Genomic DNA, 16,620 nt, shown 5'->3' with positions numbered 1-16,620 from the left:
CTAAAATTACTTAATATGACCGGCAACAGCCTCAGCCGCCGGTCATTTAAGCGTCAGGTAATAGCGATTAATCGAATTACCAGGGCAGTTTTCCTTCCGGGCCGGTAAATCCGCCTGTCGGGCCATCTGTTTCTAGTGCGACGCGTACTGGCTCACGCGAACCTACTTCCAGGCTATCTGTTCCCTGGAAATTATTGAGCGCAGTAGCTGTATAACCTGGGCTGGTCGCGTTTACCTTGATCCCCTCTTTCTCCAACTCTAAGGCAAAAGCCAGGGTTACCGCATTTAAAGCAGTCTTAGATGCAGCGTAGACGATGCCGAAATGTTCACGTGCCCAGCATTCCGGATCGGAGATCCAGGTAAGGGAGCCAAGGCCGCTGGATACGTTAACGATGCGTGCTGCTGCCGATTTTCGCAGTAAGGGCAACGCCTTCTGGGTTACAGCGATCACACCGAAAACGTTGGTTTCCCAAACAGCGCGTACCTCATCCAGCGATACGTTAACGGCACGGCCGGTGGCCATTAACTCTTCCGGGTTTTTGGGAGATGTTCCTGCGTGAGAGATACCTGCGTTATTCACCAGCAGGTCCAGGCGTCCATATTCACTGGTTATTTTAGCTACCGCCGCATTGATACTTTCCTGCTGTGTGACATCCAGTTGAACCGCTTTTGCATTATCGCCAATCTCGGCGGCTGCCTTTTCGCCGTTCTCCAGGCTACGGGAACCCAAATAAACAATATAGCCGTTAGCGGCAAGTGCTTTAGCAATTTCATTCCCTACACCCTGATTAGCGCCCGTTATCAGCGCGATCAGTTGATTATGATCTTGACTTTCCATTTGCTTAATTATATTAATAGAACAAAGGTCTGTATTACGATCTGCACCGTTTAAACCAAATCAAGGATATTCCTAACCAAATTATTCTTTTATTAAAAGGGCTACTTATCCTAAGACATTGCCCTGACGCCATTCCGATCAAACGGGAGATACAATCTACGGTCATCTCTTTGGATGGTCTTTATTTAATTTAACTACTAAGTCATTAGTTAAAATATCTTACAACTACAACTCGGTTATTTTGCAAAAAAAAAACCGCCCCATAACAGGGCGGCCTTCAAACCAAACTAACTACTTTATGAAAACAGTCTTTAATTATTTAACAGCTATTTCTCTTGTTTGAAATTTAGCTTCTTCTCTTTTTGCTACAGTAAGCTTCAGGATACCATCGGTATAATCGGCTTCAATTTTTGATTGATCGGCACTTTCAGGCAATGTGAATGACCTTACAAATGAATTGTAGCTATATTCACGTTTGCTGAATTTTTTACCTTCTTCAACATTTTCGGCTTTCTTTTCTGCAGCTACGCTTAATACATTTTTGTCAAGATTGATTTTAAAATCCTCTTTCTTTAAGCCAGGTACAGCCAGTTCAACATGAAACTCATTTTCGGTTTCTGCGATGTTAACTGCAGGCACACGGGCAATCAGTTTATCACTTAAAAATGAATCATTGATCAGTGAATCAAATACATCGCTAAAAAATGGGTTAGCTGAAGTGTTTTTAAGGCCGTTGTTAAATTTTACTAATGTCATTTTTATATCCTCCTAAAGTTTTGTTTTTTGTTAACTTCGTAACCTATTGATCAACTGCTGTACCAACAGCAAAACCGCCTATATCAAACGACAAAAAGTCACTATTAAATATTTTAGGCAGACAAAATGACCGAAAATGGCTGAAAAACTTACAGATTATAAATATAAAACCCTTATCCCTATCCGCTTTTCGGATATCGATTCATTTGGACATGTAAACAACGCCGTTTATCTTACCTATTTTGAAATAGCCCGGATTGGTTATTGGAAGGAAATTATCAACTGGGACTGGAGCAATACCGGCATTATTCTGGGCCGGTCGGAAATCAACTACCTTAAGCCTATTACTGTTCAGGATAATATTGCCTGCTATGTACGTACCATTCGTATAGGCAACAGCAGTTTTGATATGATGCATGTATTGGTAAAAATAACCCCCAATGGCGAAGAAATTGTAACAACCGGCAAAACGGTTTGTATCAGCTACGATTACTCGGCCAATAAATCTGTTTCTATCCCATCTCCCGAAAGGCACAGGATGATCAATTATGACGAACCGAGGTTAATTCTGAATACGAATTAATGTATTGATGTGCAAATTTCAAATGTGCTGGTAAAGCTTGTATTGCGCAGATTTCAAATATGCAAATGGAGCTTACATATCTAATTCAAACATTTACGCACCTGAAATCTGCACATTTGCACATCCATAATCCGCACATTTGAAATCTAAAATATCTTCCCGGGGTTCAAAATTCCTTTAGGATCAAACACGTGCTTTATCCCTTTCCACAACGCAAAATGCATTTCCGAATATTTTATCGGCATAAACTCTTTTTGTACCAGGCCAATGCCGTGCTCACCAGACAAGGTGCCGCCAAGTGATACAGTTAATTCAAATATCTCCTGGATGCCGGATTTGAGCTTGTTATTCCAGTCGTCATCGCTCATGTTGGCTTTAATGATATTTACATGCAGGTTCCCATCGCCGGCATGGCCATAACAAACTGATTCGAAGCCATATTTAGCTCCGGTTTCTTTTATTCCCTTAATCAGCGGTGGCAGTGCGGCGCGGGGTACAACAGTATCTTCCTCTTTATAAACCGAGTTTGACTTTACCGATACCGCCATGGTACGCCTTAAACGCCAAAGCTCTTCCTTTTGAGCAGTCGAATCGGCAAACAACACATCGCGGCAGTCAAACTCTTCAAGCACTGCATTTATTTTTTCGCAATCGGTAAAAATCACGTCCTGGTTGGTACCATCTACTTCAATCAATAAGAACGCTTCAATACCATCCTGCAAATCAAAAGCAATATCATCATGCTCCTTAACCCACTCCACTCCTCTTCGCTCCATAAATTCCAGCGCCGACGGAATAATACCAGCTCTGAATATTGCTGAAACCGCCGCACAGGCAGCTTCATTGGTTGGGAATGAGGCCAGCATCAAAGCATCTAAAGTTGGAGCAGGAATAAGCTTCACCACAATTTTAGTGACAATGCCAAGAGTGCCCTCCGAACCAATCATCAATTGGGTTAAATTATAACCGGATGCATATTTAAGGGTATTTGCACCCGTCCATATGATCTCGCCCGATGTTAAAACCACCTGTAAGTTCAGCACATACTCCCTGATGGTTCCATATTTAACAACCCGTGGCCCGCCTGAACCATGCGATACGTTGCCTCCAATAAAGCAACTACCTTTACTGGCCGGATCAACGGGGTACAACAAGCCTCTTGCAGCCACCGCGTTCATGAACTCTTCAGTTATAACGCCGGGTTCAACGGTAGCTTGCAGGTTTTGTTCATCAATTTCAAGGATTTTATTAAAACGCTCCATGGCTATCAGCAAACCGCCATTAACCGGAAGGGCGCCACCGCTTAAGCCAGTACCCGCTCCGCGCGGCGTTACGGGGATCAGGTTTTCGTTACAGATTTTCAACAATGCAGCAACCTCTTCGGGTGTTTGCGGGCGCGCTACAACTTCCGGATAATAAACAAGATCTTCGGTTTCGTCATGGCTGTACTTTTCGAGGCTTTCTTGGCCGGTTAAAACATTACCGGTGCCAACAATTGCGGTTATGGCCTCTAATATTTGAGCCGATATTTTATTGAATTCCATGATCAGGATTTCTTGTAATTTATAATAACAGCCGAATGCGCTACCTTACCGCTTAAGGGCGGAGTAAGTTTTTTAATGGTAACCTCAATACTTTCAACAAACGGGTATTTCTTTTTTATACGATCAATAATTGCCTGACCAACGGTTTCAATCAATTTACGTGGTTGTTTCATCTCTTCGCATGTTATAATATACACACGTTCATAATCAACAGTTTTACTTAGATTATCTTCCAGCAAATCGCCGGGAGGCACAAAACCAACATTCACATCAACTAAAAAACGGCAACCTATTTTTTGTTCTTCGGGATAAAATCCGTGGTACGCGAAAAACTCCGCGCCCTGTAAGGCTATATTGATCATGGCCAAAAATAAAAAAAAGCCCTCTCTAAATCTCACTCTCTATAGAAAGACTTTTAAAAATATTTTTATTTCGGCTGATTTCCAGCAGCTCAAAAAATATTTTACAATCAAAAACATGTTTTAAACCGTTTAAACCTGCTTTTTATCATAAAGTGGCTTCGCATATCAAAAAACAGCGTTTTTGGCTTGCTTTTACCGGCGATAAATGCTTTATATTTGCCCACCAACTATAATTTTATGGCCAAAACAGATCTGTACGAAGCCCCCGATTACTATTTATTAGATGAGTTACTAACCGATGAGCATAAGTTGATCCGCTCATCAGTTCGTGATTGGGTGAAGAAGGAATTGAGCCCCATTATTGAAGAGTACGCTCAAAAAGCTGAGTTCCCTTCGCAACTGTTAAAAGGCCTTGCCGAAATAGGTGCTTTTGGGCCTACCATACCAGTAGAATATGGCGGAGCGGGCTTAGATTATACTGCTTACGGCATCATCATGCAGGAATTAGAGCGCGGCGATTCTGGCATCCGTTCAACAGCATCTGTTCAGGGTTCGCTGGTGATGTATCCCATTTATGCCTACGGCAGTGAAGAACAGCGTAAAAAATATCTTCCTAAGCTGGCGAGTGGTGAATTAATGGGATGCTTTGGCCTTACCGAGCCCGATCATGGCTCAAACCCTGGTGGCATGACGACCAACATTAAAGATGCCGGCGATCATTATATACTTAATGGCGCTAAAATGTGGATCTCCAATTCGCCTTTTGCTGATATTGCCGTTGTTTGGGCTAAGGATGAAGCTGGTAAAATTCGCGGGCTGATAGTTGAGCGCGGCATGGAAGGTTTCACCACACCTACAACCCATAATAAATGGTCGTTAAGGGCATCGGCAACCGGTGAGCTTGTTTTTGATCATGTTAAAGTCCCAAAAGAGAATCTGCTGCCCAACGTAGCGGGTATAAAAGGCCCGCTGGGTTGTTTAAACCAGGCCCGTTACGGTATTGCCTGGGGTGCATTAGGTGCTGCGATGGATTGTTACGACACAGCCCTCCGTTACACCAAAGAACGCGAGCAGTTTGGCCGGCCGATAGCTGGATTTCAGCTTCAGCAAAAAAAACTGGCCGAAATGATTACTGAAATCACCAAAGGGCAGCTGTTAGTTTGGCGTCTTGGAGTACTTAAAAATGAGAACAGAGCTACGCCTGCCCAAATATCAATGGCTAAGCGAAACAGCGTTGAAACGGCCATTACTATAGCCCGTGAAGCCCGGCAAATGCTCGGCGGTATGGGTATTACCGGCGAGTACCCTATTATGCGCCACATGATGAACCTTGAATCGGTAATAACTTATGAAGGGACACATGACATTCACCTGCTTATTACCGGGATGGATGTTACCGGGCTCGACGCTTTTAAGTAATAGATAATCGATATACTTTAACTTTCAGCAGCGCCGGTGTTATTCATGCGCATAAATATTGTTCATTATAATTATGAGCGTTATATTTGTGGTGTAACCACTTAATGTTGTCAACCCCTGATAGCCCAGTTAGTTTAAACAAACTGCTGGTCAACCATTTAATTTGGCTGGCCCTGGCTTTTTTATTGATATTTAATTCCTGCGCAAACAGCGTTAATGATACAGGCGATTACTCCAGGCACTTTAAAACACTATTTGATACGGTAAACCTGTATAATGGGGAAAGATCCCAACCACAGAAGGGCATTCAATACCTTGACTCAGCCTACCGCACTATAAAACACCCGTTTGTAAGCGACAGGTTCCGTTTTTATGCCTTCCATTTTCTTTACAATTTAAAAGGGCTGCATGACCCTAAAAAAGCCATGCTTTATGCTGATACTATGCGAGCTGTGGCTACCGAAAGTGTTACCCCGGATCAGCATATTAAATTAGCTGCCGAAGCTGATTTCGCAACCGGGGATACCTATTCGGCCCTGGTAAGATACGATGAGGCTTACAGGTATTTTTACAAGGGCTACTCTATCGGCAAAAACGCCATTGACGATGCCATCCTGGCCGAATACACTTACCGAATGGGTATGATTATGTTTAAGCAGGGGCATTTTAGGGAAGCGGCCAATTATTTCAAGATCAGTCATAGGCAAAGCTATGCCTATGCTGATGATTTTCGTGCCTTTTATCAGCGGCAGGAGCTTTTGGATAATATTGGCGAGAGCTATAAAAACAGTGACGATATTGACAGCTCAAGCCTTTATTTAAATAAGGCGCTTGTTTATATCAATGAAAATAGTTCAAGGTTTGCCGAAAGGGCAAACCTGCTTGAAGTTGCAAGAGGCGTAGTATATGGCAACCAGGGAGATCTGGCCTTATTAACCCATAATTATAACCAGGCACACGAATTACTGAAAAAAAGTATCGCCATTAATTTAAAACAAGGTTATGATAACCGCGATGCCGAACTAACCGAAATAAAACTTGCCCGACTATATTTAATAACCAATAAACCAAACGACCTTTTTGAACTACTGAAAAGACTCCGCGCCCAGCTCGATACTATCAAAAATGATGACGCTGAAACCAACTGGAATGGTTTGATGAGTAATTATTATCTGCAAAAAAAAGATTACCAGAATAGCTTGTTGTATTTAAAAAACTATTCATCGTTAAAAGATTCGGCAACAAAAAGAACTTCATCATTAAAACGGACAGATATTAATCAGCAACAAGCCAATTTTGATAAAGAAAATCAGATAGAAGATCTTAAAAGTCATAATAAACTGCAGTTGATATACATCTATCTTGCTGTGCTTTTTTCAGTGATGGCAGTGATTATTATCTTCCTTGTTTTTCGTAACCTTAAAAGGTCAAAACGAGATATGGTAGCTATAAAAATGCTAAACGACCAAATTAAGTTGCAAAAAACCGAATTAGAAAACACACTTGAAGAAGTAAACCGGGGAAGCAGGGAAAAAGACCGAATTCTACGGGCTGTAGCACATGACCTCCGCAATCCGCTTGGAGGAATAGCATCGTTATCGGCCTCAATGGTTGATGATGCAACTGATGAAGAACAAACAGAGCTGATCAACCTCATAAAAGAAACTTCCTATAATTCCCTCGAACTCATCAATGAAATTTTAGAGGCGGCAAATACAGCCAACATGACTTTTAATAAAGAATGGGTTGAAATTAACAGCCTCATTAATAAAAGTGTTGATTTGTTGCGGTTTAAAGCAGCTGAAAAAGACCAGGATATCATGCTGAGCTTATTGGATGCTCCCACTGAAATACTAATAAACAGGGAAAAAATATGGCGGGTTATCAGCAACCTGGTTAGTAACGCCATAAAGTTTAGTCCCAAAGGTGCCGTTATTTATGTAATTGTAAACCAAAAACATCAAGGTGTTGAAATATGTGTTAAAGATTACGGTATAGGCATTCCTGATAAATTACAGCAACAAGTGTTTAATATGTTCACCGAAGCTAAACGGCCCGGTACCGACGGCGAAAAATCATTTGGCCTCGGGCTTTCCATCTGCCGTCAAATAGTTGAAAAACATAGCGGCAGGATTTGGCTAAAAAGCGAATCAAATAATGGTTCAAGTTTTTACGTCTATCTTCCGGCCCAGGCATCTTAACATATCGGTTATTCCAAACCAATTTATTTTGGACAGGTGATAGATAAATAAAAAAATATTGGTAAAACAACCCGGTCATTTTTATTTTTTTTATAGATTACCTTTGTTTTACAATCAACTCTAAACCTCGCATAATTTAATATTGATGTTTATATACAAAAGCTTCAGGCAAATATGGCTATCCGGTAATATACAGGGTTGTTTGCTTTTTGTTTACTTTTTGTTGATAACCACTTCATGCGGGCAACAGTCAAAGGGCTTTCTTTCGTCTTCAGCATATAATAAGGCTGTTGACACTGCAACGATAATGTATGATAATGGGCATCACAAAGCAGCAGTAAATTATCTTGATTCGGCCTTCCGTCATTCAAGCAACCTTAGCTTCAAACAGGTTTATAACTACTATTATTTTATCTATAATTATGCTTCGCATATAAAGGCCGATCGAAAAATGGCTTTGCTTTACGCCGACAGTATGCTTAATATTTTCGATACGCCGGAGAAGAAACTAAAATTTACCAGTGAATATGGCCAGGCTCATCTTGCCAAGGGAGATGTGTTATTTGACGAGCATCGTTACAACGAAGCTTACAGTTATTTTTACGAAGGAAAAGTAATTGCCAATAATAACCTTGACGATTGTACCATGGGAGATTACAGCTACCGGATGGGCATGATCTTGTATAAGCAGGAACATTACAGCCGGGCTGCCGTATATTTTAAAAAAAGCTTTGATGAAACCAGGTCATGCGAAGGAAACTTCAATTATTTTTATCGCAGGCAGGAACTATTGAATAATATAGGTTTAAGCTACAGTAAAATGTTGATGAATGATAGTGCCATGCATTTTTACAACAAAGCCCTCGATTACATTAATGATAACATTGCAAGGTTTAAAGACAGGCCCCAAATGGGGGAAGTATCCAAAGGGGTTGTATATGGCAATATGGCTGATATAAGTATCAGGGAAAAAGATTATAACAAGGCTAAAAGTCTTCTCAGAAAAAGTATAGCTATCAATCTGCGCAAAGGAAACGATAATAATGACGCTCAACACTCCGAATTAAAGCTTGCATCTATATATGATCAGCAAAACTTAAATGACTCTTTATTAAACCTCCTCAATATTATTAGCCTCCAGTTTGATAGTGTCCAAAGTAGGGAAACAAAACAAAAATGGCACTTATTGATGTCAAATTATTTCGAGAAGCAGAATGATCATCAGCAGGCTATGACGCACTATAAGCAATATGATGAACTTAAGGACATCATAGCAAATGAAAACAAAAAACTAAAAGAAGCCGACGTTGCAGAACAGGTTAAAAGCCTTGAAAAAGATAACGAGTTTAATAACCTTAAAAAAAACAATGAATTGCAGCATATTTATCTGAGGGTAACTGTTGTTTTTGCCCTGATGCTCATTATTATCATTTCCCTGGTATTTTTAAACTGGCAAAAATCAAAAAAGAACATTAAAACACTTGGAAGCCTTAACAGCCAGATAAACCATCAAAACCACCATCTTGAAAACGCCCTCCGTGATTTAAAACTCAATAACCAGGAAAAGGACCGGATTTTACGTACTGTTGCACATGATCTGCGCAACCCTATAGGCGGAATAGCTTCGCTTACCAGTGTAATGACAGAGGAAAATTATAGCGACGAACAAAAAGAGCTGTTAAATATTATCCGGGAGACTTCATTTAACTCCATTGAACTAATCAATGAAATTCTGGAAGCCACTGAATCCGCTTCGGCTATATTACATAAAGAAGCGGTTGAAGTTAATTCCTTATTGAGCAATAGTGTTGAGTTGATGCGTTTTAAGGCCGCTGAAAAGCAGCAGATTATCAATACTTTCCTGTTAAATTCACCACTCGAAATTTACATTAGTCGTGAAAAAATATGGCGGGTGATTAGCAATCTGATCAGTAATGCCATTAAATTCAGTCCGGAAGGATCTGCTATTTTAGTTATGGCTATTGATTTGGAAAACGAAATCCAGTTTTCTGTAAAAGATCGCGGTATAGGGATTCCCGAAAAGCTCAAAAACCAGGTATTTAACATGTTTACAGATGCTAAACGCCCCGGAACCGCTGGTGAAAAATCATTTGGCCTTGGTCTTTCCATCTGTAAGCAAATTATTGAAGATCATAACGGCCGGATCTGGTTTGAAAGTGATACCGAAAATGGCACGTCATTTAATTTCACGCTGCCAAAAAACTAACAGCTTATTTCAGAAATTCAGCGTACCATCTGCCAGATGTTTTAACCGTGCGCTGCTGGGTTGCATGATCAACATGAATCAGCCCAAAACGCGGATGATAACCTTCGGCCCATTCAAAATTGTCGGTGAGGGTCCACACAAAATAGCCATTAACTTTACAGCCTTCGTTTTTTGCCTTTAACACCTGTGCTATGTAATCCTTTAAGTATTTTAATCTTTTGGGGTCATTTACTTCACCATCAGTAACCTCATCGGGAAAAGCTGATCCGTTTTCCGTAACGATAATCTTTTTAACATTAGGATATGCATCATATTTTTTGATCATATGGTAAATAGAAGGCGGGTAAACCTCCCAGCGCATAGCTGTAAGGTCAACACCCCTCTTTTCGGCTTTGACCATACTTGCGTTGATATACGGCGTAAAAAACGAATATTTTACAATTTCGCGGGTGTAATTCTGTATGCCGATAAAATCAAAATCAAATCTCAGCTTATCCTCGTCACCGGAATAAAAATACTTTTTCAGATCTTTAAGTGCAGGCAGGTCTTTTATTGGGTAACCCATGCCCAACAAAGGTTCAATATATAGACGATTGATCAGCGCGTCGGCACGGACTGCGGCAGCTATATCCCTTGGCTTATCTGTGTAAGGCTCTATTTGCGAACACGAAAATGTGGTACCTATTTGCGCCGTTGAAGGCAGCAATTTTCGCAGGATCCTGCCACCTTCAGCAATACTCATGGTAACGTGATGTATGGCGGGCACAAAGTTTTTCATACCACTGCGTCCCGGCGCATGGATGCCGAAAAAATAGCCGGCTCCCGTAAAAACTACAGGCTCGTTCATTACCATCCAATGTTTTACCCTATCGCCAAAGTTTTGAGCACAAATAGTGATAAACTCACTAAACCAGTTTATTGCTTCACGATTTGTCCAGCCGCCTTTAACTTCAAGCACATGCGGAAGGTCCCAGTGATAAACAGTTAACCAGGGTTCAACGCCTTGCTTAATACAGTAGTTGATTACCCGGTTATAATAATCAATGCCGGCCTGGTTAATTTTCCCGGTGCCTTCGGGCAAAATACGGGTCCAGGATATAGAAAAACGAAAATTGGGGATATTAAGTTCTTTTATGAGGTCGATATCACGCTCATACAAATTGTAAAAATCGCAAGCGGTTTGTGCATGGTCGCCATTCAGGATCTTTCCTTTTTTTGTGGTAAAAACATCCCACACAGATAGTCCTTTTCCATCGGCATCATGAGATCCTTCTACCTGAAAAGCAGCAGTTGAAACGCCCCATTCAAAGTCGGCACCAAAAAGATCTTTGCTTAAATGTATTTCCCGGTCAGTAAGTTCCATTAATTTGAGCTACAAGCCCAAAAGTGCAATTATATTTATAAATGAAGAATTATAAGTGATAACTTAATGTATGAACGACGAACGCATACTTTTAAGCATCATCCACTGACGGAAATTAATCAGCAGTTTAGAGATATTGATAATGAATTTCATAACCTTTGTGTTTTAGCTATAAAATAAAGGTAACAAGCAGATGTTTGCTGAATGTGACAACTATGTTATTTAATTGTTAACCAGCATTTTCATAAATATACAAAATTGCTTTAATACTTTAGCCATTAATTTACAAACGCTATGAAAACACACTTTATAAAAATGTTTGGTTATAACCTGTTTGCCAATCAGCAGTTGATACAGACAATGGAAGCAAACGGTTCGCCGGAGGTAACGCTTAAACTGATGGGCCATCTGCTGGCCGCCGAACAGGTATGGCTCGAAAGATGCAAACTTATCCCTTCTTCTCTGCCTAACACATGGCCCGAAAATGTTACAATTGAGCAATGCAAAAAACAGGTACCGGAGCGTTATGAAGCATGGGTCACATTTTTAAACGAAATCGATGAGGAAGATCTGAATAGCATAATTCCGTATCATAGCTTTACCGGCGACTATTTTGAAAACCAACTTGGCGATATTATTACGCAGGTTCTTAACCATGGTACACATACCAGGGCCCAAATTGGGCAACAGCTAAAGTTTGCGGGTACAAAAACTTTACCTGTTACAGACTATAGTTATTATTTAAGGGTGTTAAACAGCTAAACATTTAGCATATTTGCCAAGTTTTATCACGCATCAAAAACCATGAAAAAACATCTATTCGCAGCTGCAGGCATTGCCTTGTTATTAGGTTGCACCGACACTAAAAAACAGGAAAAAGATCTTTTAAAACAGGTAATTGCCGTACATGATAAAGTAATGGCCAATGACGAGCAATTGATGAAAAATAAGATACTGCTGGATAGCCTGATAAAAAAGAACGCTCCCAATATCAATAAAGACAGCGCGCAGGTTTATTTAAAACTGGTTGATGATGCTGATAATGCGATGAGCGACTGGATGCATAAATTTGATGCGGAAAACAAAGGCAAATCCCATCAGGAAATTATGGACTATCTTGAAGCTCAAAAGAAGCTCATCAGCAAAATAGATACCCAAATAAATGTAGCTGTTACCGGCTCAACTAAATATATAACCCAAATACCGGCAAAAAAATGAGGAAATTGTGGATAGGCATTGTTATATTAATGCTTTTCAATGCCTGCAAATCAAATACTAAAACCGCCCTTCCAATATTGGGTTATAAAACTCCGGTAACTAAAACGGTTAATGGCAAAACAGTAACAGATACTGAGTACGCCACTATCCCACCCTTCAAGTTTGTAAACCAGTATGCTGATACTATAACTCAGAAAAACCTGGATGGAAAAATATATGTAGCCGACTTTTTTTTCACCACCTGCCCTTCTATTTGCCCGGTGATGCACCGAAATATGCTTAATGTATACAAGGAGTTTAAGGATGATGATAACTTCAGGATCATTTCGCATACCATCGATCCCAAATATGATACCGTGCCCGTATTAAAACGCTATGCGGATAAATTAGGGATTGCGGGCAATACCTGGTGGTTGTTGCATGGTGAAAAAGGCGATACTTATAAAATTGCCAAAAGCTACCTGCAAAGTGTATCCGAAAAAAATCCCAAAGGCGAATATATCCATGACGGCTTTTTTATTTTGATAGATAAACAAAAACGTATTCGCGGTACCTACGAAGGAACAGATCCGGCAGAAGTAACCAAGCTGATTGCCGATATCAAAACCCTGAAAGCCGACCCCGACCAAATTACTGCCAAATGAAGATAAAGGCAATAGGCGCTATAGCTATTTTGCTGATCATAATTGGTGCATCATGCCAAAGCGATGATCAAATTGAGTTTAAACGCTATTACTCTGGCGGAAGCCTTGTTTACCAGCAGCATTGTCAAAATTGCCATGGCGATAAAGGACAAGGCCTGTCATCGCTTATCCCGCCATTAACAGATTCAACGTATCTAAAACAGAACAAAGCTGTACTTGCCTGTTTTATCAAAAACGGCCTTAAAAGAAAAATAACTGTAGCCGGCAGAACATTTGACGATGACATGCAGGCGGATGATATTGCGCCCTTAGAAATTGCTAAAGTGCTTACTTATGTCTCCAATTCCTTTGGTAATAAGATGGGGACAGTTACTTTGCAGCAGGTTCAGGATGATCTTAGAAACTGCAAATAGTTTTTAGTTCATGGTTCATAGCAAAGACTTATTGGTCGGCTCCATTTTACCATGATCCATGAACTATCAGCCATGAACCACAAAATTTCCCTATCTTTATCCCCGCAAAACGTTCTATCGCTGCCAGCTTGTTTGGCGGAGGAAAGTCCGGGCAACACAGAGCATCCTGCTTCCTAACGGGAAGGCGCCGGCAGCCGGCGACAGCAAAGTGCCACAGAGAAAATACCGCCCGCTTAGGTGGGTAAGGGGTGAAAACGTGAGGTAAGAGCTCACGGCATAACCGGGCGACCGGCTATGACGGTAAACCTCAGGAGTTGAAAAACCAAATAGGTCCTGAAAGCGGAGTTGCTCGCTCCCGTATCTGCCGCAAGGTAGGTCGTTAGGATGGGTAGGTTGTTTAAACCTGTTAGTGATAACAGGGCCAGATAAATGATAGAAGTTGCCCTTTAAAAAGGCAAAACAGAACCCGGCTTATAGGTTTGCTGCTGTATAAACCCCTTGCTGTAAAGCGAGGGGTTTTTTTATTTGTATCTATTTATTTTTAATAAATTTTATAACCCTGCAAACATTTATCCGCCTTAAACCTTTATAGCACATTAAAAGTGTTTGTTTTTCTATACAAACCCATATATTAGCAAACAATTACATATCGGTACATAATTACAAAACATGGCTAAAATTTTAATAATTGATGATGAACGGTCTATTCGTAATACGCTTCGCGAGATTTTAGAGTATGAAGATTACGAGGTTGAAGATGTAGATAACGGGGTTGACGGCCTTCAGTTAATTGAAAAAAAAGACTATGACCTGGTACTGTGCGACATTAAAATGAACCGCATGGATGGCATGGAAGTACTTACAGAAGGCCTTGCCATTAAACCCGATCTTCCTTTCATCATGATATCAGGCCACGGCACGGTTGAAACCGCTGTGGAAGCCAGCAAAAAAGGCGCATTTGACTTTATTTCGAAACCACCTGATCTGAATCGCCTGCTCATTACCGTTCGTAACGCGCTTGACAGGGGAAGTCTTGTTGTTGAGGCTAAGGTCCTTAAACGTAAAGTATCAAAGGTGCGCTCGATTTTAGGCGAATCGCAGGCTATCCTTAAAATAAAAGAAACTATTGACCGGGTGGCCCCCACCGATGCCCGCGTATTGGTTACGGGTGCCAATGGCAGTGGTAAAGAGCTGGTTGCGCGTTGGTTGCACGAAAAATCAAACCGCTCAAGTGCACCTATTATTGAGGTAAACTGTGCTGCCATTCCATCAGAGTTAATTGAAAGTGAACTATTCGGTCATGAAAAAGGTTCGTTTACATCAGCCATTAAACAACGCATCGGTAAATTTGAATCGGCAAATGGCGGCACTTTGTTTTTGGATGAGATAGGTGACATGAGCCAGTCGGCCCAGGCTAAGGTATTGCGTGCATTACAGGAAAATAAGATTACACGCGTAGGCGGCGAAAAGGAAATTGACGTTGATGTACGTGTAGTAGCGGCAACCAACAAGGACCTGCTGAAAGAAATTGAAGCCGGTAATTTCCGTATGGACTTGTACCACCGCCTAAGTGTAATATTGATCCACGTACCACCGCTTATTGAACGCAAAGACGATATCCCGTTGTTAACTCAAAGCTTTTTGGATGAGATCTGCAATGAATATGGCATGCCCGTTAAAAAAATCTCTGATGCTGCACTTGAGGCCCTTAAAGCCCTGCCATGGACCGGTAATATTCGTGAACTCCGCAACATGGTTGAGCGTTTGATCATCCTGAGTGATAAAGTTATTACAGATAACGATGTTAGAGCGTTTGCCAACCCATCTGCACCAACAGCAGTTGGCACTGGCAGCGCCGCCGCTCCTGCACCGCAAACGGATTTTGATCAATTCAATAACTTTCAGGAATATAAAGACTTTGCGGAGCGTGAATACATCAAATTCAAGCTGGAAAAAAATAATTGGAACGTTTCAAAAACTGCTGATGATATCGATATTCAACGCAGTCATCTTTACAGTAAAATTGAAAAATTTGGCCTTAAACGCGGCGAATAACATAAACTTTTGAAATTATTTTAAAAAGCATCGGCAAATATGATAGCCGATGCTTTTTTTATGTTATTATTGTATATCAATAACCTTCATTAACACCATGAAAACCTATTACTTAGCATCTTTTTTATTGCTCGCGTTATGCTCATGCAGTAACCCGCCGAAGGCAACTACAGAAACAATCGAACCAGCCGGTAAGCTTGACGGGACCTGGCATCTGATATCAAGCAAAAGCATTATGAAGGGCGATACTACAGTAACCACCCCTCCCAAAGACCAGGAAATGTTTAAAATGTTTAACGCCACTAACTTCGCCTTCTTCACGCATGACCTGGTACACGGCAAAACAGCCAAACCGGTTTATTCGTCGGGCGCGGGCACTTATACACTATCCGGCGACGATTATACCGAGCATCTGGCTTATTGCGATGCCCGCGATTGGGAAAACAGGGATTTCAAATTTAAGCTCACAATGAAAAATGATACCCTAACTCAAAAAGGAATTGAGAAGATAGACAGCCTTAAAGTTGATCATGAGATCATTGAAACTTATGTAAGATTGAAATAAACCTAAAAACTTATATTTTAAGGCCCGGTGTGTCCGGGCTTTTTATTTGCACTGTTTATCTGAACCGACTGAACAACTTTCATCTTTACAATAGCAATAAATCGAAACCTGTGCGGTAAGCTATTCGTTAAAACCTAAATTATCCATGCTTATAATAACTCAAATTTTATTGAAAAGCCTTCACAAAAAGTTAGCCGATTGTTGTTTGTAAAACGATGAAATTCATTGAAGAAGTCTTGTTATCGGCCCGGATTTAATTATAGTTTACCCGCTAAAAACCACTCAAAGGATGAAGCTGTTAATTAACCATAAGATACTGTTAATGTTATCGTTATTTACTTTTTCATTTAATCGCTGCCGGCCGCAAAAAAGCTCAGAAGGCATTACAACTATTAAATCTATTCACACAATTTCAGCTACGAGTTCAAATAT

At 40.7% G+C, this 16,620-nt stretch carries 15 protein-coding genes and 1 other RNA gene; 11 read left to right on the top strand and 5 right to left on the bottom strand.

Going from position 1 to position 16,620, the window contains the following annotated elements; all coding sequences use genetic code 11:
• Positions 1 to 76: 76 nt before the first annotated feature.
• Entirely contained in the window at positions 77 to 838 is a 762-nt protein-coding gene (locus BLS28_RS07160; RefSeq protein WP_091163960.1) for an SDR family NAD(P)-dependent oxidoreductase, read from the bottom strand.
• 315 nt (positions 839 to 1,153) lie between these two features.
• Entirely contained in the window at positions 1,154 to 1,594 is a 441-nt protein-coding gene (locus tag BLS28_RS07155; protein WP_090525968.1) for an Hsp20/alpha crystallin family protein, read from the bottom strand.
• A 136-nt stretch (positions 1,595 to 1,730) separates the two neighbouring features.
• Between BLS28_RS07155 and BLS28_RS07150 the strand changes: the two genes are divergently transcribed.
• Complete coding sequence (locus BLS28_RS07150; protein WP_090525969.1) at positions 1,731 to 2,177, top strand: acyl-CoA thioesterase; 447 nt, start codon at positions 1,731 to 1,733, stop codon at positions 2,175 to 2,177.
• Between the two features lie 146 nt (positions 2,178 to 2,323).
• On the opposite strand, the gene BLS28_RS07145 is transcribed toward BLS28_RS07150, so the two are convergent.
• Together BLS28_RS07145 and folB are read right to left on the bottom strand one after the other, a co-directional pair.
• Positions 2,324 to 3,721 (bottom strand): FAD-binding oxidoreductase, encoded by a 1,398-nt coding sequence (locus tag BLS28_RS07145; RefSeq protein ID WP_091163958.1) that lies wholly within the window; start codon positions 3,719 to 3,721, stop codon positions 2,324 to 2,326.
• Positions 3,722 to 3,723: 2 nt separating this feature from the next.
• Positions 3,724 to 4,083, bottom strand: coding sequence for a dihydroneopterin aldolase (gene folB, locus BLS28_RS07140; RefSeq protein WP_090526249.1), 360 nt, complete (start codon positions 4,081 to 4,083; stop codon positions 3,724 to 3,726).
• A 237-nt stretch (positions 4,084 to 4,320) separates the two neighbouring features.
• Here folB and BLS28_RS07135 point away from each other — a divergent pair, with 237 nt between their 5' ends.
• The 3 genes from BLS28_RS07135 (at position 4,321) to BLS28_RS07125 (ending at position 9,930) form a co-directional block, all read left to right on the top strand.
• Entirely contained in the window at positions 4,321 to 5,502 is a 1,182-nt protein-coding gene (locus BLS28_RS07135) for an acyl-CoA dehydrogenase family protein (protein ID WP_090525972.1), read from the top strand.
• Positions 5,503 to 5,606: 104 nt separating this feature from the next.
• Positions 5,607 to 7,703 carry an ATP-binding protein gene (locus tag BLS28_RS07130; RefSeq protein ID WP_091163955.1) on the top strand — a complete coding sequence of 699 codons (2,097 nt, stop codon included), beginning with the start codon at positions 5,607 to 5,609 and terminating at the stop codon, positions 7,701 to 7,703.
• 145 nt (positions 7,704 to 7,848) lie between these two features.
• Positions 7,849 to 9,930: a tetratricopeptide repeat-containing sensor histidine kinase gene (locus tag BLS28_RS07125; protein WP_091163953.1), complete on the top strand. Its 2,082-nt coding sequence runs from the start codon at positions 7,849 to 7,851 to the stop codon at positions 9,928 to 9,930.
• 4 nt (positions 9,931 to 9,934) lie between these two features.
• On the opposite strand, the gene BLS28_RS07120 is transcribed toward BLS28_RS07125, so the two are convergent.
• On the bottom strand, positions 9,935 to 11,293 hold the full coding sequence (locus BLS28_RS07120) for a GH1 family beta-glucosidase (RefSeq protein ID WP_091163951.1): 1,359 nt from the start codon (positions 11,291 to 11,293) through the stop codon (positions 9,935 to 9,937).
• Positions 11,294 to 11,587: 294 nt separating this feature from the next.
• Between BLS28_RS07120 and BLS28_RS07115 the strand changes: the two genes are divergently transcribed.
• From BLS28_RS07115 to BLS28_RS07085, 7 genes are all read left to right on the top strand, one after another.
• Positions 11,588 to 12,055 carry a DinB family protein gene (locus BLS28_RS07115; protein ID WP_091163949.1) on the top strand — a complete coding sequence of 156 codons (468 nt, stop codon included), beginning with the start codon at positions 11,588 to 11,590 and terminating at the stop codon, positions 12,053 to 12,055.
• A 42-nt stretch (positions 12,056 to 12,097) separates the two neighbouring features.
• Positions 12,098 to 12,511 (top strand): hypothetical protein, encoded by a 414-nt coding sequence (locus BLS28_RS07110; RefSeq protein ID WP_091163947.1) that lies wholly within the window; start codon positions 12,098 to 12,100, stop codon positions 12,509 to 12,511.
• Positions 12,508 to 13,155: an SCO family protein gene (locus BLS28_RS07105; protein ID WP_091163945.1), complete on the top strand. Its 648-nt coding sequence runs from the start codon at positions 12,508 to 12,510 to the stop codon at positions 13,153 to 13,155. Before BLS28_RS07110 ends, BLS28_RS07105 begins: the two co-directional genes overlap by 4 nt.
• Positions 13,152 to 13,568, top strand: coding sequence for a c-type cytochrome (locus tag BLS28_RS07100; RefSeq protein WP_091163943.1), 417 nt, complete (start codon positions 13,152 to 13,154; stop codon positions 13,566 to 13,568). Before BLS28_RS07105 ends, BLS28_RS07100 begins: the two co-directional genes overlap by 4 nt.
• Before the next feature lie 101 nt (positions 13,569 to 13,669).
• Positions 13,670 to 14,058, top strand: an RNA gene (gene rnpB / locus BLS28_RS07095) — RNase P RNA component class A.
• Between the two features lie 179 nt (positions 14,059 to 14,237).
• The gene (locus BLS28_RS07090; protein ID WP_091163940.1) at positions 14,238 to 15,623 is read left to right on the top strand and encodes a sigma-54-dependent transcriptional regulator; all 1,386 of its coding nucleotides are present in this window, start codon (positions 14,238 to 14,240) and stop codon (positions 15,621 to 15,623) included.
• Positions 15,624 to 15,720: 97 nt separating this feature from the next.
• Positions 15,721 to 16,188 carry a hypothetical protein gene (locus tag BLS28_RS07085; RefSeq protein WP_091164930.1) on the top strand — a complete coding sequence of 156 codons (468 nt, stop codon included), beginning with the start codon at positions 15,721 to 15,723 and terminating at the stop codon, positions 16,186 to 16,188.
• Positions 16,189 to 16,620 lie beyond the last annotated feature (432 nt).

This window comes from Mucilaginibacter gossypii (genome assembly GCF_900100945.1).
In the GTDB taxonomy this organism is placed as follows: Bacteria; Bacteroidota; Bacteroidia; order Sphingobacteriales; family Sphingobacteriaceae; genus Mucilaginibacter; species Mucilaginibacter gossypii.
Note: the sequence above shows the minus strand (reverse complement) of the source record. Positions and strands in the feature narration are given on the sequence as shown.

Coding starts and splice junctions, on each gene's coding strand:
- BLS28_RS07160 (WP_091163960.1), bottom strand. CDS start 838: ATGGAAAGTCAAGATCATAATCAACTGATCGCGCTGATAACGGGCGCT.
- BLS28_RS07155 (WP_090525968.1), bottom strand. CDS start 1,594: ATGACATTAGTAAAATTTAACAACGGCCTTAAAAACACTTCAGCTAAC.
- BLS28_RS07150 (WP_090525969.1), top strand. CDS start 1,731: ATGGCTGAAAAACTTACAGATTATAAATATAAAACCCTTATCCCTATC.
- BLS28_RS07145 (WP_091163958.1), bottom strand. CDS start 3,721: ATGGAATTCAATAAAATATCGGCTCAAATATTAGAGGCCATAACCGCA.
- folB (WP_090526249.1), bottom strand. CDS start 4,083: ATGATCAATATAGCCTTACAGGGCGCGGAGTTTTTCGCGTACCACGGA.
- BLS28_RS07135 (WP_090525972.1), top strand. CDS start 4,321: ATGGCCAAAACAGATCTGTACGAAGCCCCCGATTACTATTTATTAGAT.
- BLS28_RS07130 (WP_091163955.1), top strand. CDS start 5,607: ATGTTGTCAACCCCTGATAGCCCAGTTAGTTTAAACAAACTGCTGGTC.
- BLS28_RS07125 (WP_091163953.1), top strand. CDS start 7,849: ATGTTTATATACAAAAGCTTCAGGCAAATATGGCTATCCGGTAATATA.
- BLS28_RS07120 (WP_091163951.1), bottom strand. CDS start 11,293: ATGGAACTTACTGACCGGGAAATACATTTAAGCAAAGATCTTTTTGGT.
- BLS28_RS07115 (WP_091163949.1), top strand. CDS start 11,588: ATGAAAACACACTTTATAAAAATGTTTGGTTATAACCTGTTTGCCAAT.
- BLS28_RS07110 (WP_091163947.1), top strand. CDS start 12,098: ATGAAAAAACATCTATTCGCAGCTGCAGGCATTGCCTTGTTATTAGGT.
- BLS28_RS07105 (WP_091163945.1), top strand. CDS start 12,508: ATGAGGAAATTGTGGATAGGCATTGTTATATTAATGCTTTTCAATGCC.
- BLS28_RS07100 (WP_091163943.1), top strand. CDS start 13,152: ATGAAGATAAAGGCAATAGGCGCTATAGCTATTTTGCTGATCATAATT.
- BLS28_RS07090 (WP_091163940.1), top strand. CDS start 14,238: ATGGCTAAAATTTTAATAATTGATGATGAACGGTCTATTCGTAATACG.
- BLS28_RS07085 (WP_091164930.1), top strand. CDS start 15,721: ATGAAAACCTATTACTTAGCATCTTTTTTATTGCTCGCGTTATGCTCA.